Genomic DNA, 25,680 nt, shown 5'->3' on the forward strand with positions numbered 1-25,680 from the left:
TGGGGGTTTAACGACCCCCAAGAGGCACCAACAGCACATCAACCAGGCTTGAGGCGACTATCGATTTCGCCGCGCAGGCCGCCCGTGAAATAAAGCTTTGGTTATGATTACCGCATATCACTAAATCAATTTTCTCTTTGCGACATACGTCGAGAATATGCGCATTCAGTTCACCTGTCGCAATGACGGTCTGATAAATGGGATATTGCGCTTTCTCCACCAGCTCCTGCAGAAATTGCTGCGTTTCTTCCTGTAATACCTCACGAATATCTTCCAGCATGGGGGCTGCCAGTTGATTGTACATCTCGGGTTCGGCCGCAAGGGTAATTAAGCTGATGCGCGCATTATGCGGGCGGGCGATGGACACCGCCCGGGCAACGAGTTGGTGACTTTCCGGTGAAACTGCAACAGAAACAAGAAGATGGGAGTAACTCATCACGCACTCCTTAGCTGTCTGAAAAACCGCGTCTGTGTCAGCATTACCGCGAAATCAGCACTTCTGCAAGAGGTGAATACGACATTAGTGTGAAGCTTCTCATAATTATTCATTAATTATTCTTATAAGAAGAATAACGCCAAACCGCGTGCAAATGAAAAAAATTAACAACTTAACGTAAATCACACATTTTAATGCGCGTGATGTTAAATCGTTTTAAAGCGTTATAGACGCAATGTGAATGATCACGCTTTGAAACAAATTTTTCACCCCTCAAGTATAACTGTATGTTTTTCATAGGTAATGAAAATGTGGCCCTGAGATGTATAGCGTGTGAATTGTTGCGGTAGTCGCTATTGCTCAAAAAAGCAATCGCCATGCGCCTTCTGTTCGCACTTCTGCATGAGTATTCGTCCATAAAGAATATAAAATGGTCTTGATTGGTTAAAAAATGAACAAGTTACAAGTCTCACTGATGGATTTATGGATGATATTCACTTAAATTATGTGACATGGATCACATTTTTTTAAATTTGAGGATGGCTGCATTGTATGTGTCAAAACTGACGAGTAGAGTTTGCGTCGAATTAGGAAAAATCTTAGTTATTTGTAAGAAATGATAAAACATGTAAGAAGCGCATCCGCGCTTCGTTGGTGCACGTTTTGCAGAATACAAACCTAAATTCAACTATGCATTTAGCCTTTTTTTTAAATACCGGGTGTTTTCCCGGCGACATCACGGGGTGCGGTCTTTCCGCATAAAAATAATAGTTGGTTATTCGGGATGGGAAAAATGCATACATCCGAGTTGCTAAAACATATCTATGACATCAACCTGTCATATTTACTGCTCGCGCAGCGATTGATTAGTCAGGACAAAGCGTCCGCGATGTTTCGTTTGGGTATTAACGAAGAGATGGCAACCATGCTGGGCGGGTTAACCCTGCCGCAAATGGTTAAACTGGCTGAAACGAATCAACTGGTTTGCCAGTTCCGCTTCGATAATCCTCAGACTATCACGCGGCTGACACAGGAATCTCGTGTGGACGATCTGCAACAGATCCATACCGGTATTCTTCTCTCCACCCGCTTGCTCAACGAAATCAGCCAGCCTGATGACGCAGCCCGTAAAAAAAGAGCGTAGAAATGAGCGAGAAAAGCATTGTTCAGGAAGCGCGTGACATACAGTTGGCCATGGAGCTGATTACACTGGGTGCTCGTTTACAAATGCTGGAAAGCGAAACTCAGTTGAGCCGTGGTCGTCTCATCAAACTGTACAAAGAGTTACGTGGTAGTCCCCCACCGAAAGGAATGTTGCCGTTTTCAACGGACTGGTTTATGACCTGGGAGCAGAACATTCACGCCTCCATGTTCTGTAATGCCTGGCAGTACCTTCTCAAAACCGGTTTGTGTAGCGGCGTCGATGCCGTGATCAAAGCGTATAAACTTTACCTTGAACAATGCCCACAGCAGGAAGAGGGTCCCCTGCTGGCGCTGACCCGCGCATGGACGCTGGTGCGTTTTGTTGAGAGCGGAATGCTTGAATTGTCGCGCTGCAACTGCTGCGATGGCAATTTCATTACCCATGCTCATCAGCCTGAAGGCAGCTTCGCCTGTAGTTTATGTCAGCCTCCATCCCGTGCAGTAAAAAGACGTAAACTTTCCCGGGATGCTGCCGATATTATTCCACAACTGCTGGATGAACAGATCGAACAAGCTGTTTAACCCGAACGTGTGGGAAAGATTCCAGCAGCGGTAAGCCATTACCGCTGCTTTTTTTTATCCTGGATTCGGTAAACGCTGCGAGCTGAACGTCCTTGCCATAGTCACTAGCGGAAGGATGATGTCGTGCTTATCTTATTAGGTTACCTGGTAGTTCTCGGTACAGTTTTCGGCGGTTACATGATGACCGGCGGGCACCTTGGAGCACTCTATCAACCGGCTGAACTTATTATCATCGGCGGCGCAGGGGTAGGGGCTTTTATCGTTGGTAACAACGGGAAATCGATCAAGGGGACGCTGAAAGCTATTCCATTGCTGTTCCGTCGCTCGAAATACACCAAAAGCATGTATATGGATCTGCTGGCTCTGCTTTATCGCCTGATGGCGAAGTCGCGCCAGCAGGGGATGTTCTCGCTGGAACGGGATATCGAAAACCCGAAAGAGAGCGAGATTTTTGCCAGCTACCCGCGCATCCTTGCCGATGCCATGATGCTGGATTTCATTGTCGATTACCTGCGCCTGATCATCAGCGGCAATATGAATACCTTCGAAATTGAAGCGCTGATGGACGAAGAGATCGAAACCCACGAGAGCGAATCCGAAGTGCCGGCCAACAGCCTGGCGCTGGTGGGGGACTCATTGCCGGCCTTCGGTATCGTGGCGGCGGTCATGGGGGTTGTTCACGCGCTGGCCTCGGCGGATCGCCCGGCTGCAGAGCTGGGGGCGCTGATTGCCCACGCCATGGTGGGGACCTTCCTCGGTATTTTGCTGGCGTATGGTTTTATCTCTCCACTGGCCAGCGTTCTGCGTCAGAAGAGCGCGGAAACCACCAAAATGATGCAATGCGTGAAGATTACGCTGCTCTCTAACCTCAACGGTTATGCGCCACCGATCGCGGTTGAGTTTGGCCGTAAAACGCTTTACTCCAGCGAGCGTCCGTCGTTTATCGAGCTTGAAGAACACGTGCGTGCGGTGAAAAACCCAAACCAACAGACGACAACTGAGGACGCATGAAAAACCAGTCCCATCCGATCGTCATCGTAAAAAAGCGCAAGCATAAGGGGCATGGGCACGGTGCGCATGGCTCCTGGAAAATTGCCTACGCCGATTTTATGACCGCAATGATGGCCTTCTTTCTGGTGATGTGGTTGATCTCGATCTCCAGCCCGAAAGAGCTGATTCAGATTGCGGAATACTTCCGTACGCCACTGGCGACTGCGGTCTCCGGTGGGCCGCGTATCTCTAACAGTGACAGCCCGATCCCCGGCGGCGGCGATGATTACACCCAGAAGCAGGGTGAGGTGAAAAAAGAGCCGAACATCGACGAGCTGAAGAGAAAGATGGAGCAGGCGCGTCTGAAGAAACTGCGCGGCGATCTCGATCAGCTGATTGAAGCGGACCCGAAACTGCGCGCGCTGCGACCGCATCTGAAGATCGATCTGGTGCAGGAAGGGCTGCGTATCCAGATTATTGATAGCCAGAACCGCCCGATGTTCAAAACCGGTAGCGCCGAGGTTGAACCCTATATGCGCGATATTTTGCGCGCCATTGCGCCGGTGCTGAACGGTATTCCAAACCGCATTAGCCTGTCAGGCCACACGGATGACTTCCCGTACGCCACGGGCGAGAAGGGATACAGCAACTGGGAGCTTTCTGCCGATCGTGCCAACGCCTCGCGTCGCGAGCTGGTGGCGGGTGGGCTTGATGATGGCAAGGTACTGCGCGTGGTCGGCATGGCAGCAACCATGCGTGTCTCCGACCGCGGGCCGGATGACGCCATCAACCGTCGTATCAGTCTTTTAGTGCTGAACCAGCAGGCGGAGCAGGCCATCCTGCATGAAAACGCCGAAAGTCAGAATGAGTCACTGGACGATTTAAAACAGCCTGGGGCCGTTCCTTCGGCTGCCGTTCCAACATCGCCACCAGCCAATCCGAGGTGATAGCGTGAGCATGGATATTAGCGATTTTTACCAGACATTCTTTGATGAAGCCGACGAATTGTTGGCGGATATGGAGCAACATTTGCTGGATTTGGTGCCAGAAGCGCCAGACTCTGAGCAGCTCAATGCCATCTTCCGCGCTGCGCACTCCATTAAAGGCGGAGCCGGAACATTTGGATTTACCATCCTGCAGGAAACCACCCATTTAATGGAAAACCTGCTTGATGAAGCACGACGCGGTGAGATGCAGCTCAATACCGACATTATCAACCTGTTTTTGGAAACCAAAGATATTATGCAGGAACAGCTCGACGCCTATAAAAGTTCGGCAGAGCCTGATGCCGCCAGCTTTGAATACATCTGCAATGCGCTGCGCCAGCTTGCGCTGGAAGCAAAAGGTGAGGTCGCCGCAGCCGTTGTTCCTGCAGCCAAACTGAGCGTTGTTGATGCGCCAGCCGCTGAAGATGCAGCACCTGCCGCCGCTAAAGCGGGGAAACTGCGCGTTGTGCTGTCACGCCTGAAAGAGAACGAAGTCAACCTGCTGGAAGAGGAGCTGGGTAACCTGGCGACATTAAGCAACGTGGTAAAAGGCAAAGACAGCCTTGCTGCGACGCTCGATGACGGTATCAGCCAGGACGACATCGTGGCAGTGCTGTGCTTTGTTATCGAAGCCGATCAAATCGCCTTTGAAACGGAAGCGGTTGCCGTTGACGCGCCTGCTGCAGTGGAGGAGGTTGCCGCTGTGGCTCAGGCTGCTGCGCCCGCGGTCGCCCCTGCTGCCCCGGCGTTGAAAGCCGTTCCTAAAGAGGCTGCCGCCCCGGGCCGTGGTGAAAAACCGGCGGCGCGCTCCAGCGAATCGACCAGCATCCGCGTTGCCGTAGAGAAGGTTGACCAGCTGATCAACCTGGTCGGCGAGCTGGTGATCACCCAGTCAATGCTGGCCCAGCGTTCTAACGAACTGGACCCGGTCACGCACGGCGATCTGATTACCAGCATGGGGCAGTTACAGCGTAACGCCCGCGATCTGCAGGAATCGGTGATGTCCATCCGTATGATGCCGATGGAGTACGTCTTTAGCCGCTTCCCGCGTCTGGTGCGCGACCTGGCCGGTAAACTCAATAAGCAGATTGAACTGACGCTGATGGGCAGCTCCACCGAGCTGGATAAGAGCCTGATTGAACGCATTATCGATCCGTTAACGCACCTGGTACGTAACAGCCTGGACCACGGTATCGAACTGCCGGAAAACCGTATTGCCGCCGGAAAATCCCCGGTCGGTAACCTGATCCTGTCTGCGGAGCACCAGGGCGGGAACATCTGTATTGAAGTAACCGATGACGGCGCGGGCCTTAACCGCGAGCGTATCCTGGCGAAGGCGATTTCGCAGGGGATGGCGGTCAGCGAAAACATGACCGATGAAGAAGTGGGCATGCTGATCTTCGCCCCGGGTTTCTCAACCGCCGAGCAGGTAACGGATGTCTCCGGACGCGGCGTGGGAATGGACGTGGTGAAGCGTAACATTCAGGAAATGGGCGGCCACGTCGAAATCCAGTCTAAGCAAGGTTCTGGTACCACCATTCGTATTCTGCTGCCGCTGACGCTGGCGATCCTCGACGGTATGTCGGTGAAAGTGGCGGACGAAGTCTTCATTCTGCCGCTGAACGCGGTAATGGAATCACTGCAGCCACGTGAAGAAGATCTGCACCCACTGGCAGGTGGCGAGCGGGTGCTCGAAGTGCGTGGGGAATACCTGCCGCTGGTGGAACTGTGGAAAGTCTTCGAAGTCGACGGGGCGAAAACAGAGGCCACGCAGGGTATCGTCGTGATCCTGCAAAGTGCGGGTCGCCGCTACGCGCTGCTGGTTGACCAGTTGATTGGTCAGCACCAGGTGGTGGTGAAGAACCTCGAAAGCAACTACCGCAAAGTGCCGGGTATTTCTGCCGCCACCATTCTGGGTGATGGTAGCGTGGCGCTGATCGTCGACGTGTCGGCGCTTCAGGGATTAAATCGTGAACAACGTGTGGCGTACACAGCCGCCTGATTAAGTAAAGGGTAAGAACATGACCGGTATGAGTAATGTAACGAAACTGGCGGGCGAGCCATCAGGACAGGAGTTCCTGGTATTCACTTTAGGCGATGAGGAGTACGGCATCGATATCCTGAAAGTGCAGGAAATTCGTGGTTACGATCAGGTTACCCGCATCGCGAACACGCCAGCGTTTATTAAAGGCGTCACCAACCTGCGCGGCGTGATTGTGCCTATCGTTGACCTGCGCGTGAAGTTCAGCCAGGGCGATGTGGAGTATAACGATAACACCGTGGTGATTGTCCTCAATCTGGGGCAGCGCGTGGTCGGTATCGTGGTGGATGGCGTGTCTGACGTGCTCTCACTGACGTCTGACCAAATCCGTCCGGCACCGGAGTTTGCGGTCACGCTGTCTACCGAGTACCTGACGGGGCTGGGTGCGCTGGGTGAGCGTATGTTGATTCTGGTGAACATCGAGAAGCTGTTGAACAGCGAAGAGATGGCGTTGCTGGATATCGCGGCGAACCATGTAGCGTAGGTAAATGCAAAACGGCAATCCAGGTTGCCGTTTTTTGTGTTTGCTCCCTCTCCCGGTGGGAGAGGGGGGGGTGAGGGCATCAGGCCACACCCCTTTTGTACTCTTACACTTCCTGCTCTACCAGCTCCGCTTCAGCTTCCCGCGCCCCTTCATTCTGCGACAGCATCGCGGTTGCAATCCCGTTACCCAGCACGTTAATGGCGGAACGCCCCATATCCAGGAAGTGGTCGATCCCCATCAGCAGCAGAATACCCGCCACCGGAATATTAAAGCTTGGGATGGTCGCCGCCAGTACCACCAGCGAAGAGCGTGGTACCCCCGCAATGCCTTTTGATGCCAGCATCAGCGTCAGCATCAGAACGGTAACCTCAGAGAAACTCAAATGAATATTGTACGCCTGAGCGATAAACATTGAGGCAAAAGAGCAGTAGACCATCGAACCGACCAGGTTAAAGGAATACCCAATTGGCAGGACGAAAGAGGCGATGCTGCGCGAGCAGCCAAATCGCTCCAGTTGCTCAAGAGTTTTCGGATACGCTGCCTCGGAGCTGCTGGTGGTAAAGGCGACCAGCACTGGATCTTTCAGCATGCTGAGCAGGCGGAACACCTCTTTTTTCAGCACCATGTAACCCACTGCCAGCAACACCATGCAGGTGAGCAGGATCGCCACATAGTAACCGCCAATAAAGGAGGCATAGTTCAGCAGAATGCCGAGACCCTGGGTGGCAATCACCGACGAGATCGCAGCGAAAATCGCCAGCGGGGCAACATACATGACGTAGCCCGTGACCTTCAGCATGATATGGGATACCACATCCAGCGCCGCGACCAGCGGGGCGTTGAATTTCTGGCCCAGCGACGCGCCGCCGATGCCAAAGAACATGGAGAACACTACAATTTGCAGAATTTCATTGTTCGCCATCGCCCCGGCAATGCTGGTCGGAATGGTGTGGGAGAGGAACGCTTTCAGGGTCATGCCGCCGACGGCCAGCCCGGTATCCACTGCTTCAGTGGGGATCGTCAGGTTCAGACCGCTGCCTGGATGCTCCAGAGTGACAATAAACAGCCCCACCAGAATAGAAAGCACCGATGAGCTGATAAACCATACCATCGCTTTACCGCCTACGCGGCCAATAGTCGAGGTTTCGCCCATTTTCATAATGCCGACCGTCAGCGTGCTGAAGACCAACGGTGCAATCACCATTTTGATCAGTCGCAGGAAAATATCGGTGAGAAGCGTAATGTTATCCGACCAGGTTTTGATGGCATCCGCAGATGCGTATTCATGAATGGCCGCCCCTGAAAGAATACCCGCCAGCATGAATATCACGATGAAGAGCGTAAGTTTGTTTGCACTTGCCACGAAAAAGACCCCTATGCGCTGTAGATGTCGCCCGCGCCGATATATATGGATTTTTTATTACTGCGCGGGAAATTATTCGGCACATAAATTGAAGTAAAGCGGGGGGAGATACAACTCCTTTTTAAATTTTATTAATTTTGTTGCTAATGCTGCGACGATATATTGTGACGCTTATCACACTTTAATGGGATATATCCTCAGGCAACATTCGGTAAATTCCGTTTATAAATCAATAACCCAATGTTTCTAAAATCATTTCTCTGTCAATCGGACAAGGGGGTGACTGACATGGCCGCCAGTGGTCGAAGCGATAACCATAAACTAAATTCTCAATAACCCCCTCGGAGGAACATTAAGCGGGGCTAACATCTTGAACGTTAAAACTAAATTGTTGTACGTGAACGGAGACGTCTTCTGGAGGGTGGTAAATGAAAAGAAAACGCCTTTTGACCTGCGCTGGCATTCTGTTAACCGCGACAACCGCCCATCAGGCGCTGGCGGTCACCAGTAGTGGCACTATCGGCGCGACGCTGACATTGACAAACGGGTGTCTGATTAATGGATCGCCCACCCAAAACGGCATTAACTTCGGGACACTGGATTTCGGGACCCATCCTGCAACCTTTTCCACCCTGACGACGCAGTTGACCGGTGCCAGCGGCGGAAACACCTTCACGATTCAATGTACAACCGCCAGCTACACGGTGGCGATAACCGGGAATACCAACTCCACTGCGCCGGGCACCGTCGTTGGCACGACGGGGACACCCGCCCGCTATCTGATCAACACCACCAACACGGCGCAGGGTGTGGCATACAGCCTGTATAGCGACAGCGGATTTAATAACGTTGTGGCGAATAACGCGGCATTGCCGATCGCGTCCACGGCCGGTGGGGTGGACAGTTACACCCTCTACGGGCGTATTACCGGCGGCGGAAACAGCGTTACGGTGGTACCGGGGACCTACACCGACACCATAAATGTCAGCGTAACCTATTAGCCCACTTAGCCCATGAAGACCGCTTTTTCAGGTCTGCGCCACTGCGCAGAGGGGATCGTGCATCTTTTTTTTACGCTGATCCTCGGGCTGGCGCTGGTGCCGGCCGCTATGGCCGTCACGTCGCAGTCCTTTAAGGTCAGTGCGACCATTGTGCCGGGATGCGCGGTGAGCACCGGCAGTGGGGGGCTGTTGGGCACGCTGAACTTCGGTACCCATACCGGCGTGGAGAGTGCTCCGGTGAGCACCAGCTTCGTACCAAACGGGGCACTCTCGATCGCCTGTACGCCAGGCGTGGCGCTGAGTATGAGTATTAACGGCGGGCAGAATTACGCCTCCGTGCGGCGAATGACGCGCAACGGCGGGAACGACGTGGTGGGATACCGGCTTTACAGCAGCAGTTCACTTGCGGCGAACAGCGAAATAGGGGTCAACCAGGCGATTCCGGTGACCTATACCAACAGCAATAACATCGCGCTGCCGCTGTTTGGCGTGGCGCTATTGACCGGGTTCAGCCCGGCAGGAACCTATTCTGATCAACTTACCGTGACCTTGTCATGGTGATAAAGGGAGAGAGTCGATGACGGCATATTTCAGGCGCATATGTCTGGGAAGTTTGCTGGGGGTGATGGCCGTGGCGGCAGGCCAGGTGCAGGCCGCCGCCACCATTCTGTTATGGCCTATCGATCCGTGGCTGGCGGCTGACGCCAAAGCCACGGAGCTGTGGATCCAGAATCAAGGAAACAGCCCAACCACCATGCAGGTACGCATTGTGCGCTGGAAGCAGGAGGGCGGGTTCGAACGTTACAGTGCCCAGCAGGATGTGGTGGCCAGCCCGCCAATTGTCACCATCGCAGCGGGCAGCAAGCAGCTTATTCGTCTTATCAAACAGGGGACGGTTCCGGTGGGGGTCGAGCAGGCCTACCGCATTATTGTCGATGAAATTCCTCAGCCGGACAACAAAGCCGAACCGGCTATTGGTCTCAAACTGCAGATGCGTTATTCCATTCCCCTTTTTGTCTATGGGCAGGGGATCCCGACAAGCAAAGAGGGGGCGCACCATGCGTTTGTGGATACGCACAACCTCAGCTGGCGGGTAAAAAATGAGGGCGGACAGCCTCACCTGGAGGTTAACAACCGGGGCGATGTACACGTCAGGCTCAGTCAGGTTTCGCTGGTGCAGGGCGGGCAGAAACGTCCTGTTGCTGAGGGATTGCTGGGCTACGTGCTGGCGGGCAGTACCCGCAGCTGGGCCATCCCGGCCGGAATTCGGCAGCCAGACCAGATGCGCGCGCAGATTAACGCCAGGGATGAACAATGGCAGTCGACGCCCGTCAACTGAAACCGGCGATGATGATCCTGCTTTGCGTCACGACCAGCGCCTGGGCAGAACCCGGCGATGACAGTTTACCGCCGCCTCCCGAGGCCCGGGCGGTGAACGATGAGGCGGTTTTTCAGCTTGGCCTCATAGTGAACCACTACGATACCGGTCTGGTGGTGCCCGTGACGCAGCGTAAAGGCGCTTACTTTATCTCAAGCGCCGATTTGCTGCGTGCCGGGCTGCCGCCGGAGCATGTGCCGACCGGCGAGGTGGATCTCTCATCGCTTGCTCAGGTTCGCGTGGAGTACGACAGCGCCGGACAGCGTCTGCTGCTCAGCGTGCCCCGCGAATGGGTGGCCTCCCGGGTGACCTCCTTTGGCGGGCAAACCGCGCAAAGCAAACCCCACTTTGGGCGCGGGGCGCTGCTGAATTACGATCTTTATACTAACCACACGGAACACGTGGGCGGCCAGGCTTCTCTGTGGCATGAGTTCCGCTACTTCAATGAACGCGGCTCGCTCTCTTCTACCGGTTATGTGCGGAAAAATTTCGCTGGCGATGACGGCCAGCAGGCCGGATATGTGCGCTATGACACCACCCTGCTGGTCACCAATGAAGAGGACGCCACCACCTGGACGGCCGGGGATGTGATCAGCGATGCCCTGAGCTGGAGCTCCAGCGTGCGTATGGGTGGGATAAGCTACGGGCGTGACTTCTCCCTGCGCCCGGATCTGGTGACCTGGCCGCTGCCGGAATTCTCCGGGGAAGCAGCGGTTCCCACCTCGGTCGATCTCTTTATTAATGGCTATCGATCTGGCTCTACGCAGCTTCAGCCGGGCCCCTTTACCCTGACGAATCTGCCCTATATTAACGGGGCCGGGGACGCGGTGCTGATCACCACCGATGCGCTGGGACGGCAGGTGAGCACTACGCTGCCGTTCTATGTCACCAGCGAACTGCTTAAACGCGGCTTGAGCGATGGGGCGGTGACGCTGGGAAGCCTGCGGCGCAACTACGGGATCGACAATTTTGATTATGGTCCGGCGGCGGGCAGCGGTTCGTATCGCTACGGGGTAACGGACTGGCTGACCCTTGAAGGTCACGCGGAAGGGGCGGAGTCGCTGGCGCTGGGCGGGGCCGGGACGGTGGTTAAACTCGGTCACTTTGGCGTTGTGAATACCGCGTATACCCAAAGCCGGATGCGCGGCGATGAGGGCGGGCAGATCGCCTGGGGCTATCAATACAGCACCAGCGATTTTAGCCTTGCCACTCAACATACGCGACGCGATCGCGGTTTTGGCAACCTCGCCCTCTATGACCAGCCGACGATCTATGACGAAAACGACCGGCCTGTCGCCAGCTTCAGTCGCAATACCGATCAATATTCCCTGACTTTTAATCTTGGGCAGTACGGCAATATCGGGGCTGCCTGGATCGGTGTGGAGAGTTTTGACAGCCAGAAAACAGAACTGCTTAACCTCTCATGGAGCCGCAACCTGTGGGGCGCGAGCAGTCTTTACCTCGCCGCAAGCCGTGATCAGCAGCGGGGCGACTGGACGGTTGCACTCTCGCTACAGGTCCCGCTTGGGGAACGGGACAGCGCCGCAGTCACCTTCGAAAACACGCCGGAGGCAGGCAGCACGCAGCGCATCAACTACAACCACTCCATGCCTTCCGATGGCGGGTTAAGCTGGAACATGGCATGGGCGCATCAGTCGCGGGCGAACAATTATCAGCAGGGAACCTTGGGCTGGCGTAACAATAATATCGAAGTGCAGGGCGGGGCCTACGGTGAAAAGGACATGATGACCTGGTGGAGCGAGGCTCTGGGCTCCATTGTGCTGATGGACGGCGAGCTGTTTGCGGCGAATAAAATCAACGACGCCTTTGTGGTGATCAGCACCGATGGTCAACCGGATGTGCCCGTAAGCTACGAGAATCAGCCGGTCGGCAAAACGAATCGCAACGGCTATCTGCTGGTGAGCGGCGTGTCGGCTTATTACCCGGCCAGTTACCGCATTGACACCCTCAATCTGCCTGCCGATACGCGTCTGAAAGAGACCGAACGCCGGATTGCGATCCGCCGCCACAGCGGTTATCTGGTGGACTTCCCGATGGAGCAGGAGCGGGTGGCAAGTGTCATTCTGCATGATGCCGAGGGACAGGCCATTCCGGTGGGCAGCCAGGTCAGACGTGCCTCACGCAGCAACGCGGTGGTGGGTTATGACGGGATCGCCTGGCTGGAAAATCTTAGCGACGTCAATTCGCTGGAGGTGATCACCCCGACGGGCAAACGGTGCCAGGCGACGCTGACCGTTGGCGCGAACCCGGAACACAGGCTGCAAACCTACGGGCCGCTGGTATGTCGGGAGGCACGGTGACGCGTTATCTGCTGGTGATTCTGCTGCTCTTCTCCGGTGCCAGCGGCGCGGCCTGCACCGTCAGTACGGTGAATGCGTCGTTTGGCAGCGTGACCTCGTTCGCGCTGAGCGGAACCGGGGAAGTGGAAACCACCGGTACGCTGGTGGTGGCCTGCGATACAGTCCTCAACCTGCTTACCAACGACTCGGTGGCGCTGACTTACACCTCGGCATCGATATTCGCCAACAGTCGCGCCACCCTGAAGCGCACGGACAATGCGGCTATTACCGATGTCATACCCACGCGCCTGTGCGCTGCCTCCGGCTGTGGCGGTAGCAGCGAAGTGCAGATCGGTAATGCCTATACCTGGAGCGGGAACACGCTGCTCGGGCTGCTGGGGTCGAAGCGCTACAACATTCCGCTCTATTTCCGTACGGTGCCGGGACAGAACGTCTCGGCCGGGCCGTATCAGGTGCTGCTGACATTCAGCATTAATTACAACGTCTGTGCCGTTGGCGCTGCCGGACTTTGCCTGACGCCGCAAACCGGCACGGCCACCACCACGATCCTTCTCAACATGACCGTCACTAACGACTGCAGCACCATGACCACCCCGGACGTGAATTTCAACAGCGCGCCGCTGGTACAAAGTTTTCCAACCGTCTCGCAGGCCATCGCCGTCACCTGCACCAAAGGCAGTACCTATACCATAGGGATTAATAATGGTGCCAACGCGCTGAACAACGTTCGTCGCATGGTGAGCGGCAGTAACTACATGAGTTACGACATCTATAAAGAAGCGACCACCAACCGCTGGGGCAGCAGCGGCACCGAACGCTGGACCAGTGTGACCTCGTCCCAGGTCAGTACCGACGGATTACTGCGTACCTACAATTACACCGCCAAAGTCCTGACCGGGCAGGCCACGCCCCCCGCCGGAACCTATACCGACACGCTGATTGTTGACGTGGCGTTCTAACCCCCGCGCTTTTCCCTTTCGCAAATGTAAAGTTCCTGTGGCCTGTGCCGATAACACCGTTAATAAATCTATGAGAAGGTGTTGTATGTTGAACCGTATCCGCGTTGTCACAATGCTCATGATGGTGCTGGTCATTTTCGCACTACTTCAGCTTATCTCCGGTGGGCTTTTTTTCTCGTCGTTAAAACAGAATCAGGACAGTTTCGCCGCCTCAAACGATCTGCGCCTGCAGCAGAGTGAACTCACGTCAACGTGGGATTTGATGCTGCAAACGCGTATCAACCTGAGCCGCTCCTCCGCCCGCATGATGATGGATCCCAATAACCAGCAGAGCAGCGCGAAAACCGATCTGCTGAAAAATGCCCGCGCGACCCTTGCGGATGCCGCAAAGCACTACGACGCCTTTAAGAAGATCGCCCCGCAGCCTGCCATGGAGCAGGTGAGTCAGAACATCGACGAAAAATATAACGCCTACTATGCCGGTCTGACGGAGCTTATCCAGTTCCTGGAGAGCGGCAACATGGACGCCTATTTCGCCCAGCCGACACAAGGAATGCAAAACGCGCTCGGCGCGGCGCTGAGTGAATACGCCAAAGCCAGCGCAGATCTCTACCACTCGGCCTTTACGGAAAGCCAGAATGATTACCGCTTTGCCAAATGGCAGATGGCGGTGATGGCGCTGGCGCTGGCCATTGTGCTGATCGCGGTATGGTACGGCATTCGCCATAGCCTGCTGAACCCACTGGGTCGCGTCATTGCCCATATCCGCGAGATTGCGAGCGGCGATTTGACCAAAACGCTGACCGTCTCCGGGCGGAATGAAATCACCGAACTGGCCAACAGCGTAGACCATATGCAGCGTTCGCTTATCGATACCGTTGCCAACGTGCGTAGCGGCACGGATGCCATCTATACCGGCACCAGCGAAATTGCGATGGGCAATAACGATCTCTCTTCCCGTACCGAACAACAGGCCTCCGCGCTGGAAGAGACCGCGGCCAGCATGGAACAGCTCACCGCCACCGTGAAGCAGAACGCGGATAACGCGCGTCAGGCTTCTCAGCTGGCAGAAAGCGCGTCCGAAACGGCGCAGCGTGGCGGTCGGGTGGTGGATGGTGTGGTGAAAACCATGCATGAAATTGCCGACAGCTCGAAGAAAATCGCTGACATCATCAGCGTGATCGACGGCATTGCCTTCCAGACCAATATCCTGGCGCTGAACGCCGCCGTTGAGGCTGCGCGTGCGGGTGAACAGGGGCGCGGGTTTGCGGTGGTGGCCGGTGAAGTGCGTAATCTCGCCAGCCGCAGCGCTAACGCGGCGAAAGAGATTAAAGCCCTGATTGAAGACTCGGTTTCCCGCGTCGATACCGGCTCCGTGCTGGTGGAAAGCGCAGGGGAGACCATGAATGACATCGTGAATGCCGTTACCCGCGTAACGGACATCATGGGTGAAATCGCCTCTGCCTCTGATGAGCAGAGTCGTGGTATCGACCAGGTTGCCCTGGCGGTATCGGAAATGGATCGCGTGACACAGCAAAACGCCGCTCTGGTGCAGGAGTCCGCCGCGGCGGCCGCTGCGCTGGAAGACCAGGCGAGCCGTCTGAAGATGGCCGTCTCGGCGTTTCGTCTCGCTTCACTCGCTGGAAATACGGTCATCCCGCAAGCCACGTATCGTGCGCCCGCCGCTGAGCCGGCGGCCACGCGTACCCGCGCCGCGACGAACGGACATGATGAAAACTGGGAAACATTTTGACTGACATTTAAACCGCGGCTGCTTGCCGCTTGATGGGAGCGTGGATGTTAAATCGTATTCGTATCTCGACCACACTGTTTTTGATTCTGATCCTTTGCGGTGTGTTGCAGGTTGGCAGTAACGGGTTGTCTTTTTGGGCGTTTCGCGATGGCTATCAGAATTTGCAGGAAGTTGAGGCGAGTAATCAGCAGCGCTCCGCACTGGCACAAACGCGTGCCGTGCTGTTGCAGGCAAGCACTGCGCTGAACAAGGCGGGAACCTTAACCGCGCTGAGTTATCCGCCGGATGATATCAAGGCGCTGATGGCGACGGCGCGCAACAGCCTTAAACAGGCCGACGCGCAGTTCAAAACGTTCACCGCGCAGGAGGACGTCAGCGAAAAAGGGAAAGCGCTGAAAGCTGCCATGAAGAAGAACTTTGAGCAGTGGCACAGCGATCTGGATCACCAGGCGACCTGGCTTGAGAACAACCAGCTCTCGGACTTTATGAGCGCGCCGGTGCAGGCCTCACAGGCGGCGTTTGATGACAGCTTTAACGCCTGGCAGCAGGACATTAACCAGTTTGTGCAGCGCGCAGGGGAGAGCAGCCGCATGAGCTACCACATGTCCGGCGTGATTTTTACCGTGGTGGTGATTCTGGCGGCACTGCTGACCGGTGCCGCGCTGCTCTGGTCGCGCAAGATGATTGTTCAGCCGCTGGCGATCATCAGCAGCCACTTCGACAGCATTGCGAAGGGGGATCTGGCGCGTCCGGTGGCAGTGTATGGCAAAAACGAAATTTCGGCGATCTTTGCCAGCCTGAAGGCGATGCAAGGATCGCTACGGGAAACGGTCTCCGATGTGCGCCAGGGCAGCTATGCCATGCACACCGGGATCTCAGAGATTGCGGCAGGCAATAACGATCTCTCTTCCCGTACCGAGCAACAGGCGGCCTCGCTGGCGCAAACGGCGGCCAGCATGGAACAGCTGACTGCAACGGTAAGCCAGAACGCCGACAACGCGCGCCAGGCGTCAGACCTGTCAAAACAGGCGGCGATGACGGCGAAGAAGGGGGGCGACCAGGCGTCTCATGTGGCCAGCACCATGCAGGATATTGCCGCCAGTTCGCAGAAAATTGGCGACATCATCAGCGTGATTGATGGCATTGCGTTCCAGACCAACATTCTGGCGCTGAACGCGGCTGTGGAAGCGGCGCGTGCGGGTGAGCAGGGGCGCGGGTTTGCTGTGGTGGCGGGTGAAGTCCGTAACCTGGCGAGCCGCAGCGCCAACGCGGCGAAAGAGATCAAAGGGCTGATTGAAGAGTCTGTCTCCCGCGTCCAGCAAGGCTCCGCGCTGGTGGATACGGCGGCGAAAACCATGCACGAGATTGTCACCTCCGTTACGCGGGTGAACGACATCATGGGCGAAATTGCCTCGGCGTCTGATGAGCAGCGTCGCGGGATTGAGCAGGTGGCCCAGGCGGTAAGCCAGATGGATCAGGTCACGCAGCAGAATGCCTCGTTAGTGGAGGAAGCGGCAGCGGCAACCGATCAGCTGGCCAGTCAGGCGGATCATCTGACCGGGCTGGTCGCGGTATTTAATGTCAAAGAGCACGTTGAAGCAGTAACAGAAGTCGGGCGGTCGCAGGCCGTGCCAGTTGTATCCTGAATGTAATTAAGAAGGCGCTATGACATCACCAATGCCTCCAGGGCAAACGTCATTATTGTTGCAGATGACACAGCGCCTCGCGCTGTCCGACGCGCATTTTCGTCGGATATGTCAGTTAATTTACCAGCGTGCGGGGATCGTGCTTGCTGACCATAAGCGAGACATGGTCTACAACCGTCTGGTGCGGCGCCTGCGTACGCTGGGGCTGGATGATTTTGGTCGCTACCTGAGCATGCTCGAAGCGAACCAGAACAGCGCCGAGTGGCAGGCTTTTATTAACTCTTTAACCACTAACCTGACGGCCTTTTTCCGCGAAGCTCATCACTTCCCGGTACTGGCAGAGCACGCCCGCCGTCGCACCGGGGAATATCGCGTCTGGAGTGCGGCGGCCTCGACCGGGGAAGAGCCTTACTCGCTGGCGATCACCCTTGCCGATACCCTGGGAATGGCGCCGGGTCGCTGGAAAGTGTACGCCAGCGATATCGACACCGAAGTGCTGGAGAAGGCGCGTAACGGCGTCTATCGCCAGGATGAGCTGAAGACGTTGTCGCCTCAGCAGCTTCAGCGTTACTTCATGCGCGGTACCGGCCCGCATGAAGGGCTGGTGCGCGTGCGCCAGGAGCTGGCGAACTGCGTGGAGTTTGCACCGGTTAACCTGCTGGATAAGCAGTACAACGTGCCGGGGCCTTTCGACGCCATTTTTTGCCGTAACGTCATGATCTATTTTGATAAAACGACGCAACAGGACATTCTGCGTCGGTTTGTTCCGTTGCTCAAGCCTGACGGTTTACTGTTTGCCGGGCACTCGGAAAACTTCAGCAACCTCGTGCGTGAGTTTAGCCTGCGTGGGCAAACGGTATATGCGCTGAGTAAGGAAAAAGCATGAGTAAAATCAGGGTATTGTCTGTCGATGATTCGGCGCTGATGCGCCAGATCATGACTGAAATTATCAATAGCCACAGCGACATGGAGATGGTCGCTACCGCGCCGGATCCGCTGGTAGCGCGGGATTTAATTAAAAAATATAACCCCGACGTGCTGACGCTGGATGTCGAGATGCCGCGCATGGATGGCATTGATTTTCTGGAAAAGTTGATGCGTCTGCGTCCGATGCCGGTGGTGATGGTCTCATCGCTGACTGGCAAAGGCTCGGAAATTACGCTGCGCGCGCTGGAGCTGGGGGCGGTGGATTTCGTCACCAAACCCCAGCTTGGCATTCGTGAAGGCATGCTGGCCTACAGCGAAATGATCGCTGAGAAGATCCGCACCGCCTCGCGCGCGAAGCTCGCGGCCCATAAGCCAACGGCTGCCCCGGCAACCCTGAAGGCGGGTCCGTTACTCAGCTCGGAAAAACTGCTGGTGATTGGCGCATCAACCGGAGGAACAGAGGCAATTCGCCATGTACTCCAGCCATTGCCGCTTTCCAGTCCGGGTATTCTGATCACTCAACATATGCCGCCAGGCTTTACCCGCTCGTTCGCGGAGCGTCTGAACAAGCTGTGCCAGATCAGCGTGAAAGAGGCGGAAGATGGCGAGCGTGTGCTCCCGGGTCATGCTTACATCGCGCCGGGCGATAAGCATATGGAGCTGGCGCGCAGCGGCGCTAACTATCAAATCAAAATTCATGACGGGCCGCCGGTAAACCGGCACCGTCCGTCGGTGGATGTGCTGTTTCATTCGGTGGCGAAACATGCGGGGCGCAACGCCGTTGGGGTGATCCTGACGGGGATGGGCAACGATGGTGCCGCCGGAATGCTTGCAATGCACCAGGCTGGCGCCTGGACGATTGCGCAGAATGAAGCAAGTTGTGTGGTGTTCGGCATGCCGCGCGAGGCCATCAATATGGGTGGCGTGAGCGAAGTGGTCGATCTTAGCCAGGTAAGCCAGCAGATGCTGGCGAAAATCAGTGCCGGACAGGCAATACGTATTTGACTCAGGAGTATTATTTTATGGCGGATAAAGAGCTTAAGTTTTTGGTTGTGGATGACTTTTCCACCATGCGTCGCATTGTGCGCAACCTGCTGAAAGAGCTGGGCTTCAACAACGTTGAAGAAGCAGAAGACGGCGTGGATGCGCTGAACAAACTGCAGGCGGGCGGGTTTGGTTTTGTTATCTCTGACTGGAACATGCCGAACATGGATGGTCTGGAACTGCTGAAAACCATCCGCGCGGATGCAGGCATGGCCTCTATGCCGGTGCTGATGGTGACCGCAGAAGCGAAAAAAGAGAACATTATTGCCGCTGCACAGGCGGGCGCAAGCGGCTATGTGGTGAAGCCATTCACCGCGGCGACCCTGGAAGAGAAGCTCGGTAAGATCTTCGAGAAACTCGGCATGTGAGGTGTTGGTTATGATGCAACCTGCTATGAAACCCGTTGAAGAACATTCGCCCAGCGATATCATTGCCCGCATCGGCAGCCTGACACGCATGCTGCGTGACAGCCTGCGTGAACTGGGGCTGGACCAGGCAATCGCAGAAGCGGCGGAAGCGATTCCTGATGCGCGTGACCGTCTGGACTACGTTGTGCAGATGACCGCGCAAGCGGCTGAACGTGCGCTGAACAGCGTTGAAGCGTCACAACCGCACCAGGATGCGATGGAAAAGGGCGCGAAAGCGCTGACCAAACGCTGGGATGAGTGGTTTGAGAATCCTATCGAGCTGGCGGATGCCCGCGAGCTGGTGACGGATACCCGTCAGTTCCTGGGCGATGTACCGGGCCACACCAGCTTCACCAACGCTCAGCTGCTGGACATCATGATGGCGCAGGATTTCCAGGACCTGACCGGTCAGGTGATCAAGCGCATGATGGATGTGATTCAGGAGATTGAACGTCAGCTGCTGATGGTGCTGCTGGAAAACATCCCGGAACCGGCTGCACGTCCGAAACGCGAGAACGAAAGCCTGCTTAATGGCCCACAGCTCGACGCCACCAAAGCGGGCGTTGTGGCAAGCCAGGATCAGGTAGACGACCTGCTGGACAGCCTCGGTTTCTGATACGCCTTTCCGCCTCAGGGGTGCATGCGCCTGAGGCGGTTAACGCAGAATCACCGAAAAGAGCCCGAATAAACGGGCTTTTCCCGCCATTGGATTTCCTCTGCGCTGGCATGATACCCGTGACGTAATGGGCTGAGCATGCACTGTGGCAGAAGAGAACGACGACAAAACAGAAGCCCCCACACCCCACCGACTTGAAAAAGCGCGTGAGGAAGGGCAGATCCCCCGATCCCGAGAGCTGACATCCCTGCTGATACTTATTGTGGGTGTGTGCATCATCTGGTGGGGTGGGGAGTCGCTCGCCCGAAAACTGGCGGGGATGCTCTCTGCCGGATTACGTTTCGACCACAGTATGGTCAACGACCCAAACCTTATCCTCAGCCAGATTATTCAGCTTATTAAAGGGGCCATGGTTGCACTGCTGCCCCTGATTACCGGGGTGGTGCTGGTCGCGCTGATCTCGCCGGTGATGCTTGGCGGTCTGGTCTTTAGCACCAAATCGCTGCAACCAAAATTTTCCAAACTGAACCCGCTGTCCGGCATCGCGAAAATGTTCTCCGCACAGACCGGGGCAGAATTGCTTAAAGCCATCCTCAAAGCGGCGCTGATGGGCAGTGCCGCGGGGTTTTACCTGTGGCACAACTGGCCGGAAATGATGCGGCTTATCAGCGAGTCGCCTCTGACCGCGATGAGCAATGCGCTGAATCTGGTCGGACTCTGCGCGCTGCTGGTGGTCCTCAGCATTATTCCGATGGTGGGGTTCGACGTCATCTTCCAGCTGTACAGCCACTTCAAAAAACTGCGCATGTCCCGTCAGGATATCCGTGACGAATATAAGCAGATGGAAGGTGACCCGCACGTGAAAGGGCGTATCCGCCAGATGCAGCGCGCCGCCGCCCGTCGACGGATGATGGAAGATGTGCCGAAAGCCGACGTTATTGTCACCAACCCGACCCACTATTCCGTTGCGCTGCAGTACGACGAAAACAAAATGAGCGCGCCGAAAGTGGTGGCGAAGGGGGCGGGCTTAATCGCCCTGCGCATCCGCGAGATTGGCACGGAAAACCGGGTGCCAATACTGGAAGCGCCGCCGCTGGCGCGTGCGTTGTACCGCCACGCGGAAATTGGACAACAGATCCCAGGACAACTCTACGCCGCCGTGGCGGAAGTGCTGGCCTGGGTATGGCAGTTGAAACGCTGGCGTCTGGCTGGCGGTCAACGACCTGTCAAACCTGAGAACCTTCCGGTGCCTGCTGCGCTGGATTTTATGAACGAGAAGGACACTGATGGCTAATCTGGTGGCAATGTTGCGCCTGCCCGGCAACCTGAAATCGACCCAATGGCAAATCCTTGCCGGGCCGATCCTCATCCTGCTAATCCTGTCGATGATGGTATTGCCGCTGCCGGCATTCATCCTCGACCTGCTTTTCACTTTCAACATTGCGTTGTCCATCATGGTGTTGCTGGTGGCGATGTTCACCCAGCGTACCCTTGAGTTTGCGGCGTTTCCGACCATCCTGCTGTTTACCACCCTGTTACGACTGGCGCTGAACGTGGCGTCCACGCGTATCATCCTGATGGAAGGCCACACCGGCGCGGCAGCGGCGGGTAAAGTGGTTGAGGCCTTTGGCCACTTCCTCGTGGGCGGTAACTTTGCCATCGGTATCGTGGTGTTTGTCATTCTCGTTATCATCAACTTTATGGTTATCACCAAAGGTGCAGGGCGTATTGCGGAAGTGGGTGCGCGCTTTGTGCTGGACGGGATGCCGGGTAAGCAGATGGCGATCGACGCCGACCTTAACGCCGGGCTTATCGCGGAAGATGAAGCGAAAAAACGCCGTGCGGAAGTGACCCAGGAAGCGGACTTCTACGGCTCAATGGACGGTGCGAGTAAGTTTGTGCGCGGTGACGCCATCGCGGGCATTCTCATCATGGTGATTAACGTGGTGGGTGGCCTGCTTGTTGGGGTGCTGCAGCATGGCATGGGCATGGGCCAGGCGGCTGAAAGCTATACGCTGCTGACCATTGGTGACGGTCTGGTTGCCCAGATCCCGGCGCTGGTCATTTCTACCGCTGCGGGCGTTATCGTTACCCGCGTCAGTACCGATCAGGACGTTGGCGAGCAGATGGTTGGCCAGCTGTTCAGCAACCCGCGCGTCATGCTGCTGGCGGCGGCGGTGCTGGGTCTGCTCGGCCTGGTGCCGGGCATGCCGAACCTGGTTTTCCTGCTGTTCACGGCAGCACTGCTGGGCCTTGCCTGGTGGATGCGTGGCCGTGAAATGAAACCCGCGGCAGAACCTGTACCGGTAAAAATGCCGGAGAACACGCAGGCCGTGGAAGCCACCTGGAACGACGTTCAGCTGGAAGATTCGCTGGGGATGGAAGTGGGTTACCGTCTGATCCCGATGGTCGATTTCCAGCAGGATGGCGAACTGCTTGGCCGCATCCGCAGTATCCGGAAAAAGTTCGCCCAGGATATGGGTTTCCTGCCGCCGGTTGTGCACATCCGCGACAACATGGATCTTCCGCCTGCCCGCTACCGTATTCTGATGAAAGGGGTAGAGATTGGCAGCGGCGATGCGTATCCAGGCCGCTGGCTGGCGATTAACCCGGGCACAGCCGCCGGTACGCTGCCGGGTGAACAGACCATCGATCCCGCGTTTGGTCTGGCCGCTATCTGGATTGAAAGCGCGCTCAAAGAGCAGGCGCAAATTCAGGGGTATACCGTGGTGGAGGCCAGTACCGTGGTGGCTACCCATCTTAACCACCTGATTGGACAGTTCTCAGCAGAGCTGTTTGGCCGTCAGGAAGCACAGCAGTTACTTGACCGCGTGAGCCAGGAGATGCCGAAGCTGACGGAGGATCTGGTGCCGGGCGTGCTGACGTTGACCACGCTGCATAAGGTGCTGCAAAACCTGCTTGATGAAAAAGTGCCGATCCGCGATATGCGCACCATTCTGGAAACCCTTGCCGAGCACGCGCCGCTGCAAAGCGATCCGCATGAGCTGACGGCGGTGGTGCGCGTGGCGCTGGGCCGCGCGATCACCCAGCAGTGGTTCCCGGGCACCGGCGAAGTGCAGGTGATTGGCCTGGATACGCCGCTGGAACGTCTGCTGTTGCAGGCCCTGCAGGGCGGTGGCGGGCTGGAGCCGGGTCTGGCGGACCGTCTGCTGGCGCAAACACAGGAGGCGCTGGCGCGTCAGGAGATGCTGGGGGCACCGCCGGTGCTACTGGTAAACCATGCGCTGCGTCCGCTGCTGTCACGCTTCCTGCGCCGTAGCCTGAACCAGCTGGTGGTGCTGTCGAATCTGGAGCTGTCTGATAATCGCCATATTCGTATGACGGCGACGATTGGAGGTAAATAATGCGTAAGTGGTTAGGGCTATTACTCTTCCCGCTGGTGGCGCAGGCCGCGGGCGAAGGGAGCTGGCAGGCCAGCAGCATCGGCGTGACCCTCAGCAACCGTGGCGTGGCGATGTCGTCGCGCCCGCTGGCGCCTTCTGAACCGGTGTCCGGTCAGATGAGCCTGGTGGTGTGGAACTATTCGCTGATTGGCCCGACGCCTGCCGGGTTGCAGGTGCGTCTGTGCTCCCAGAGCCGTTGCACGGAAATTGACGGAGAGAGCGGCACTACCCAGGCGTTTAACGGCGTACCTGCTATAGAACCTTTACGCTTTATCTGGGAAGTGCCGGGCGGCGGGCGGTTGATCCCGGCGCTCAAGGTGCAGAGTAATTCCGTTATCGTTAACTACCGCTAGTTGCCTGCCTCAACGCCCGTTATCAGTGATTATGATAGCGGGCTCGCAAAAATGACCTCGCCTTTTGAAGTAATAGAAACGCTGTTTTATAAATCAGTGATGCACGTAATGACACTCTTTGCATTTTTGCCAGCCTTTGCGGTGTGATGGCAGAAACAGAAAGGTTTCCACAGTGCGTTAATTCTACTGTAGCCGTGTAAAAACTCCCGGACGAGGTTTGCTTACAGGGGGTCTCCTAAAACTGATTAGGGTTGACGGCAATGAAAACACGAAAAATTGGACTCGCAAACTATCTTGCATACGGGGCAGGGGATTTCCTCGGCGCGGGAACGACCGCGCTGACGGCGGCCTGGCTTTTGTATTTTTATACGACCTTCTGTGGACTCACACCGATTGAAGCGACCTTTATTTTTGCTGCTGCAAGGGTGCTGGACGCGGTGGTCAGCCCGCTAATGGGCTTTTTAACCGATAACTTTGGCACCACCTAGCTGGGCAAACGCTTTGGCCGTCGCAAATTCTTTATTCTGCTCGGCATTCCCTGCGTCTTCAGCTACTCCCTGATGTGGGTTGGGGAGATGAATTTCTGGTACTACCTGCTGACCTATCTGGTCTTCGATATCGTCTACACCATGATTCTGGTGCCGTATGAAACGCTGGTCCCGGAGATGACCGATGACTTTAAACAGAAAACGAAATTCTCCGGTGCGCGTATTTCGATGGCGCAGATGTCCGCTATCCTGGCTTCGTTCCTGCCAGGGATCCTGCTGACCCACTTTGGTAAAGACAACGCGATCTCTTTCTTCTACGCAAGCCTGGTCTTCTCGGTGCTGTGCGCGCTGATGCTGACCTTTGTCTGGTTCTTCACCTGGGAGCGCCCGCGAGAGGAGTGGTCCGAAGCGGCCCTGCGCGCGGAAGAAGAGAAGAAAAAACTGACCCTGGGCCAGAGCCTGAACCGCCTGTTTGTGGAGTTAAGCTCGACGCTGCGCATCAAGATTTTCCGTCAGCACCTGGGCATGTACCTCGGCGGCTACATTGCGCAGGACGTCTTCAACGCCGTCTTTACCTATTACGTGGTGTTTGTGCTGATGCAGGAGGCGTCAATGGCGTCGAACCTGCTGGGCACGATGGCCATCTTCCAGTTCCTTGCCGTGATTGGGATGATCCCGCTGTGCATTCGCTTTGGGCCTGCGCCGTCTTACCGCATGGTGGTGGTGCTGTTTGGCCTGGCCTCTCTCTCTTACGCCGTGCTGTATTATGCCGGACTGAGCGACGTTTACGCTCTGCTGCTGCTTATCTCCGCGGTTGCCGGTCTCGGTCGCGGCGGTATCAACTATGTGCCGTGGAACACCTATACCTACATTGCTGACGTGGACGAGGTGATCACCGGCCAGCGTCGTGAGGGCATCTTCGCCGGTATCATGACGTTGACCCGAAAAGCGTCTCAGGCCGGTGCGGTAATGCTGGTGGGCATCGTGATGCAGATGTCCGGCTTTGTCAGCGGTCAGAAAACCCAGCCTGCTGAAGTCAGCCACACCATTCTGCTGATTTTGAGCGTGGGAACCCTCCTGGTGCTGTTCTGCGGTTTCCTGGTTTCCCTGCGCTTCAGGCTCAATCTACAAACCCACAGCACGCTGCGCGAAGAGACCGCGAAAATGCGCGAATCGGGCCGCGCCATGCCTGAAGCGGCCAGCCCGCACGCCCGCGCCACCGTAGAAATGCTGGCCGGTATGCCGTTCGAATCCTTGTGGGGGAATAACAACATTGGTTATCTCAATCGCAATAAACCAGCGGCTCCTTCGCTGAAGGGACGTGCGGTACTGAATTCGACATACAACAGAGGTTAAGA

Annotated in this window: 22 protein-coding genes and 1 pseudogene; 21 read left to right on the forward strand and 2 right to left on the reverse strand. The window is 56.3% G+C overall.

All coding sequences use genetic code 11. From position 1 onward, the window contains the following. Nucleotides 1-7 precede the first annotated feature (7 nt). Entirely contained in the window at nucleotides 8-436 is a 429-nt protein-coding gene (uspC, locus tag ACOTX3_RS18295; RefSeq protein WP_029882593.1) for a universal stress protein UspC, read from the reverse strand. 793 nt (nucleotides 437-1,229) lie between these two features. Between uspC and flhD the strand changes: the two genes are divergently transcribed. From flhD to cheW, 6 genes are all read left to right on the forward strand, one after another. Next, nucleotides 1,230-1,580, forward strand: a complete 351-nt coding sequence (flhD, locus tag ACOTX3_RS18300) for a flagellar transcriptional regulator FlhD (protein WP_013096050.1) — start codon at nucleotides 1,230-1,232, stop codon at nucleotides 1,578-1,580. Nucleotides 1,581-1,582: 2 nt separating this feature from the next. Beyond that, on the forward strand, nucleotides 1,583-2,161 hold the full coding sequence (flhC, locus tag ACOTX3_RS18305; protein ID WP_127869010.1) for a flagellar transcriptional regulator FlhC: 579 nt from the start codon (nucleotides 1,583-1,585) through the stop codon (nucleotides 2,159-2,161). A 123-nt stretch (nucleotides 2,162-2,284) separates the two neighbouring features. Then, nucleotides 2,285-3,172 carry a flagellar motor stator protein MotA gene (gene motA, locus ACOTX3_RS18310; protein ID WP_008500417.1) on the forward strand — a complete coding sequence of 296 codons (888 nt, stop codon included), beginning with the start codon at nucleotides 2,285-2,287 and terminating at the stop codon, nucleotides 3,170-3,172. After that, nucleotides 3,169-4,098, forward strand: a complete 930-nt coding sequence (motB, locus tag ACOTX3_RS18315) for a flagellar motor protein MotB (RefSeq protein ID WP_013096052.1) — start codon at nucleotides 3,169-3,171, stop codon at nucleotides 4,096-4,098. Before motA ends, motB begins: the two co-directional genes overlap by 4 nt. Nucleotides 4,099-4,102: 4 nt before the next feature. Next, nucleotides 4,103-6,139, forward strand: a complete 2,037-nt coding sequence (cheA, locus tag ACOTX3_RS18320) for a chemotaxis protein CheA (RefSeq protein WP_028027937.1) — start codon at nucleotides 4,103-4,105, stop codon at nucleotides 6,137-6,139. 19 nt (nucleotides 6,140-6,158) lie between these two features. Continuing rightward, entirely contained in the window at nucleotides 6,159-6,662 is a 504-nt protein-coding gene (cheW, locus tag ACOTX3_RS18325; protein WP_013096054.1) for a chemotaxis protein CheW, read from the forward strand. A gap of 103 nt (nucleotides 6,663-6,765) precedes the next feature. Here the strand turns inward: cheW and ACOTX3_RS18330 are convergent, their stop codons facing one another. After that, complete coding sequence (locus ACOTX3_RS18330) at nucleotides 6,766-8,025, reverse strand: dicarboxylate/amino acid:cation symporter (RefSeq protein WP_023620134.1); 1,260 nt, start codon at nucleotides 8,023-8,025, stop codon at nucleotides 6,766-6,768. Nucleotides 8,026-8,453: 428 nt separating this feature from the next. On the opposite strand from ACOTX3_RS18330, the gene ACOTX3_RS18335 reads away from it, so the two are divergent. From ACOTX3_RS18335 to ACOTX3_RS18405, 15 genes and pseudogenes are all read left to right on the forward strand, one after another. After that, nucleotides 8,454-9,026, forward strand: coding sequence for a spore coat protein U domain-containing protein (locus ACOTX3_RS18335; protein ID WP_013096056.1), 573 nt, complete (start codon nucleotides 8,454-8,456; stop codon nucleotides 9,024-9,026). 12 nt (nucleotides 9,027-9,038) lie between these two features. Beyond that, nucleotides 9,039-9,587, forward strand: coding sequence for a Csu type fimbrial protein (locus ACOTX3_RS18340; RefSeq protein ID WP_028027938.1), 549 nt, complete (start codon nucleotides 9,039-9,041; stop codon nucleotides 9,585-9,587). Between the two features lie 16 nt (nucleotides 9,588-9,603). Then, nucleotides 9,604-10,365 (forward strand): fimbrial biogenesis chaperone, encoded by a 762-nt coding sequence (locus ACOTX3_RS18345; protein WP_038419938.1) that lies wholly within the window; start codon nucleotides 9,604-9,606, stop codon nucleotides 10,363-10,365. Then, on the forward strand, nucleotides 10,341-12,725 hold the full coding sequence (locus ACOTX3_RS18350; RefSeq protein ID WP_058678988.1) for a fimbria/pilus outer membrane usher protein: 2,385 nt from the start codon (nucleotides 10,341-10,343) through the stop codon (nucleotides 12,723-12,725). The genes ACOTX3_RS18345 and ACOTX3_RS18350 overlap by 25 nt, the downstream gene beginning before the upstream one ends. Further along, nucleotides 12,722-13,684: a Csu type fimbrial protein gene (locus ACOTX3_RS18355; protein WP_058678991.1), complete on the forward strand. Its 963-nt coding sequence runs from the start codon at nucleotides 12,722-12,724 to the stop codon at nucleotides 13,682-13,684. Before ACOTX3_RS18350 ends, ACOTX3_RS18355 begins: the two co-directional genes overlap by 4 nt. Nucleotides 13,685-13,769: 85 nt before the next feature. Continuing rightward, nucleotides 13,770-15,437: a methyl-accepting chemotaxis protein II gene (gene tar, locus ACOTX3_RS18360; RefSeq protein ID WP_058650811.1), complete on the forward strand. Its 1,668-nt coding sequence runs from the start codon at nucleotides 13,770-13,772 to the stop codon at nucleotides 15,435-15,437. A 44-nt stretch (nucleotides 15,438-15,481) separates the two neighbouring features. Next, complete coding sequence (tap, locus tag ACOTX3_RS18365) at nucleotides 15,482-17,083, forward strand: methyl-accepting chemotaxis protein IV (protein WP_029882322.1); 1,602 nt, start codon at nucleotides 15,482-15,484, stop codon at nucleotides 17,081-17,083. Between the two features lie 19 nt (nucleotides 17,084-17,102). Beyond that, nucleotides 17,103-17,969: a protein-glutamate O-methyltransferase CheR gene (gene cheR, locus ACOTX3_RS18370; RefSeq protein ID WP_008500429.1), complete on the forward strand. Its 867-nt coding sequence runs from the start codon at nucleotides 17,103-17,105 to the stop codon at nucleotides 17,967-17,969. Then, nucleotides 17,966-19,015, forward strand: coding sequence for a protein-glutamate methylesterase/protein-glutamine glutaminase (locus tag ACOTX3_RS18375; RefSeq protein WP_003859716.1), 1,050 nt, complete (start codon nucleotides 17,966-17,968; stop codon nucleotides 19,013-19,015). The genes cheR and ACOTX3_RS18375 overlap by 4 nt, the downstream gene beginning before the upstream one ends. A gap of 17 nt (nucleotides 19,016-19,032) precedes the next feature. Continuing rightward, entirely contained in the window at nucleotides 19,033-19,422 is a 390-nt protein-coding gene (cheY, locus tag ACOTX3_RS18380) for a chemotaxis response regulator CheY (RefSeq protein ID WP_008500431.1), read from the forward strand. A gap of 10 nt (nucleotides 19,423-19,432) precedes the next feature. After that, nucleotides 19,433-20,077: a protein phosphatase CheZ gene (gene cheZ, locus ACOTX3_RS18385; RefSeq protein ID WP_013096065.1), complete on the forward strand. Its 645-nt coding sequence runs from the start codon at nucleotides 19,433-19,435 to the stop codon at nucleotides 20,075-20,077. 145 nt (nucleotides 20,078-20,222) lie between these two features. Next, nucleotides 20,223-21,371, forward strand: a complete 1,149-nt coding sequence (flhB, locus tag ACOTX3_RS18390; RefSeq protein ID WP_013096066.1) for a flagellar biosynthesis protein FlhB — start codon at nucleotides 20,223-20,225, stop codon at nucleotides 21,369-21,371. Next, nucleotides 21,364-23,442 (forward strand): flagellar biosynthesis protein FlhA, encoded by a 2,079-nt coding sequence (gene flhA / locus ACOTX3_RS18395; protein WP_020687642.1) that lies wholly within the window; start codon nucleotides 21,364-21,366, stop codon nucleotides 23,440-23,442. Before flhB ends, flhA begins: the two co-directional genes overlap by 8 nt. Further along, nucleotides 23,442-23,834 carry a flagellar protein FlhE gene (gene flhE / locus ACOTX3_RS18400; protein ID WP_013096068.1) on the forward strand — a complete coding sequence of 131 codons (393 nt, stop codon included), beginning with the start codon at nucleotides 23,442-23,444 and terminating at the stop codon, nucleotides 23,832-23,834. Before flhA ends, flhE begins: the two co-directional genes overlap by 1 nt. A gap of 260 nt (nucleotides 23,835-24,094) precedes the next feature. Beyond that, a pseudogene (locus ACOTX3_RS18405) lies at nucleotides 24,095-25,678 on the forward strand (MFS transporter). Nucleotides 25,679-25,680: the final 2 nt, after the last annotated feature.

It is taken from the genome of Enterobacter cloacae complex sp. IR5384 (assembly GCF_049237265.1).
Taxonomy (GTDB): Bacteria; Pseudomonadota; Gammaproteobacteria; order Enterobacterales; family Enterobacteriaceae; genus Enterobacter; species Enterobacter cloacae.

Bases quoted from the DNA above. Each gene is read 5' to 3' on its own strand.
- ACOTX3_RS18340 (WP_028027938.1), top strand. From the start codon at position 9,039: ATGAAGACCGCTTTTTCAGGTCTGCGCCACTGCGCAGAGGGGATCGTG.
- cheW (WP_013096054.1), top strand. From the start codon at position 6,159: ATGACCGGTATGAGTAATGTAACGAAACTGGCGGGCGAGCCATCAGGA.
- tar (WP_058650811.1), top strand. From the start codon at position 13,770: ATGTTGAACCGTATCCGCGTTGTCACAATGCTCATGATGGTGCTGGTC.
- flhE (WP_013096068.1), top strand. From the start codon at position 23,442: ATGCGTAAGTGGTTAGGGCTATTACTCTTCCCGCTGGTGGCGCAGGCC.
- flhC (WP_127869010.1), top strand. From the start codon at position 1,583: ATGAGCGAGAAAAGCATTGTTCAGGAAGCGCGTGACATACAGTTGGCC.
- ACOTX3_RS18335 (WP_013096056.1), top strand. From the start codon at position 8,454: ATGAAAAGAAAACGCCTTTTGACCTGCGCTGGCATTCTGTTAACCGCG.
- ACOTX3_RS18345 (WP_038419938.1), top strand. From the start codon at position 9,604: ATGACGGCATATTTCAGGCGCATATGTCTGGGAAGTTTGCTGGGGGTG.
- flhA (WP_020687642.1), top strand. From the start codon at position 21,364: ATGGCTAATCTGGTGGCAATGTTGCGCCTGCCCGGCAACCTGAAATCG.
- cheZ (WP_013096065.1), top strand. From the start codon at position 19,433: ATGATGCAACCTGCTATGAAACCCGTTGAAGAACATTCGCCCAGCGAT.
- tap (WP_029882322.1), top strand. From the start codon at position 15,482: ATGTTAAATCGTATTCGTATCTCGACCACACTGTTTTTGATTCTGATC.
- cheY (WP_008500431.1), top strand. From the start codon at position 19,033: ATGGCGGATAAAGAGCTTAAGTTTTTGGTTGTGGATGACTTTTCCACC.
- ACOTX3_RS18350 (WP_058678988.1), top strand. From the start codon at position 10,341: ATGGCAGTCGACGCCCGTCAACTGAAACCGGCGATGATGATCCTGCTT.
- motB (WP_013096052.1), top strand. From the start codon at position 3,169: ATGAAAAACCAGTCCCATCCGATCGTCATCGTAAAAAAGCGCAAGCAT.
- flhD (WP_013096050.1), top strand. From the start codon at position 1,230: ATGCATACATCCGAGTTGCTAAAACATATCTATGACATCAACCTGTCA.
- cheR (WP_008500429.1), top strand. From the start codon at position 17,103: ATGACATCACCAATGCCTCCAGGGCAAACGTCATTATTGTTGCAGATG.
- uspC (WP_029882593.1), bottom strand. From the start codon at position 436: ATGAGTTACTCCCATCTTCTTGTTTCTGTTGCAGTTTCACCGGAAAGT.
- ACOTX3_RS18375 (WP_003859716.1), top strand. From the start codon at position 17,966: ATGAGTAAAATCAGGGTATTGTCTGTCGATGATTCGGCGCTGATGCGC.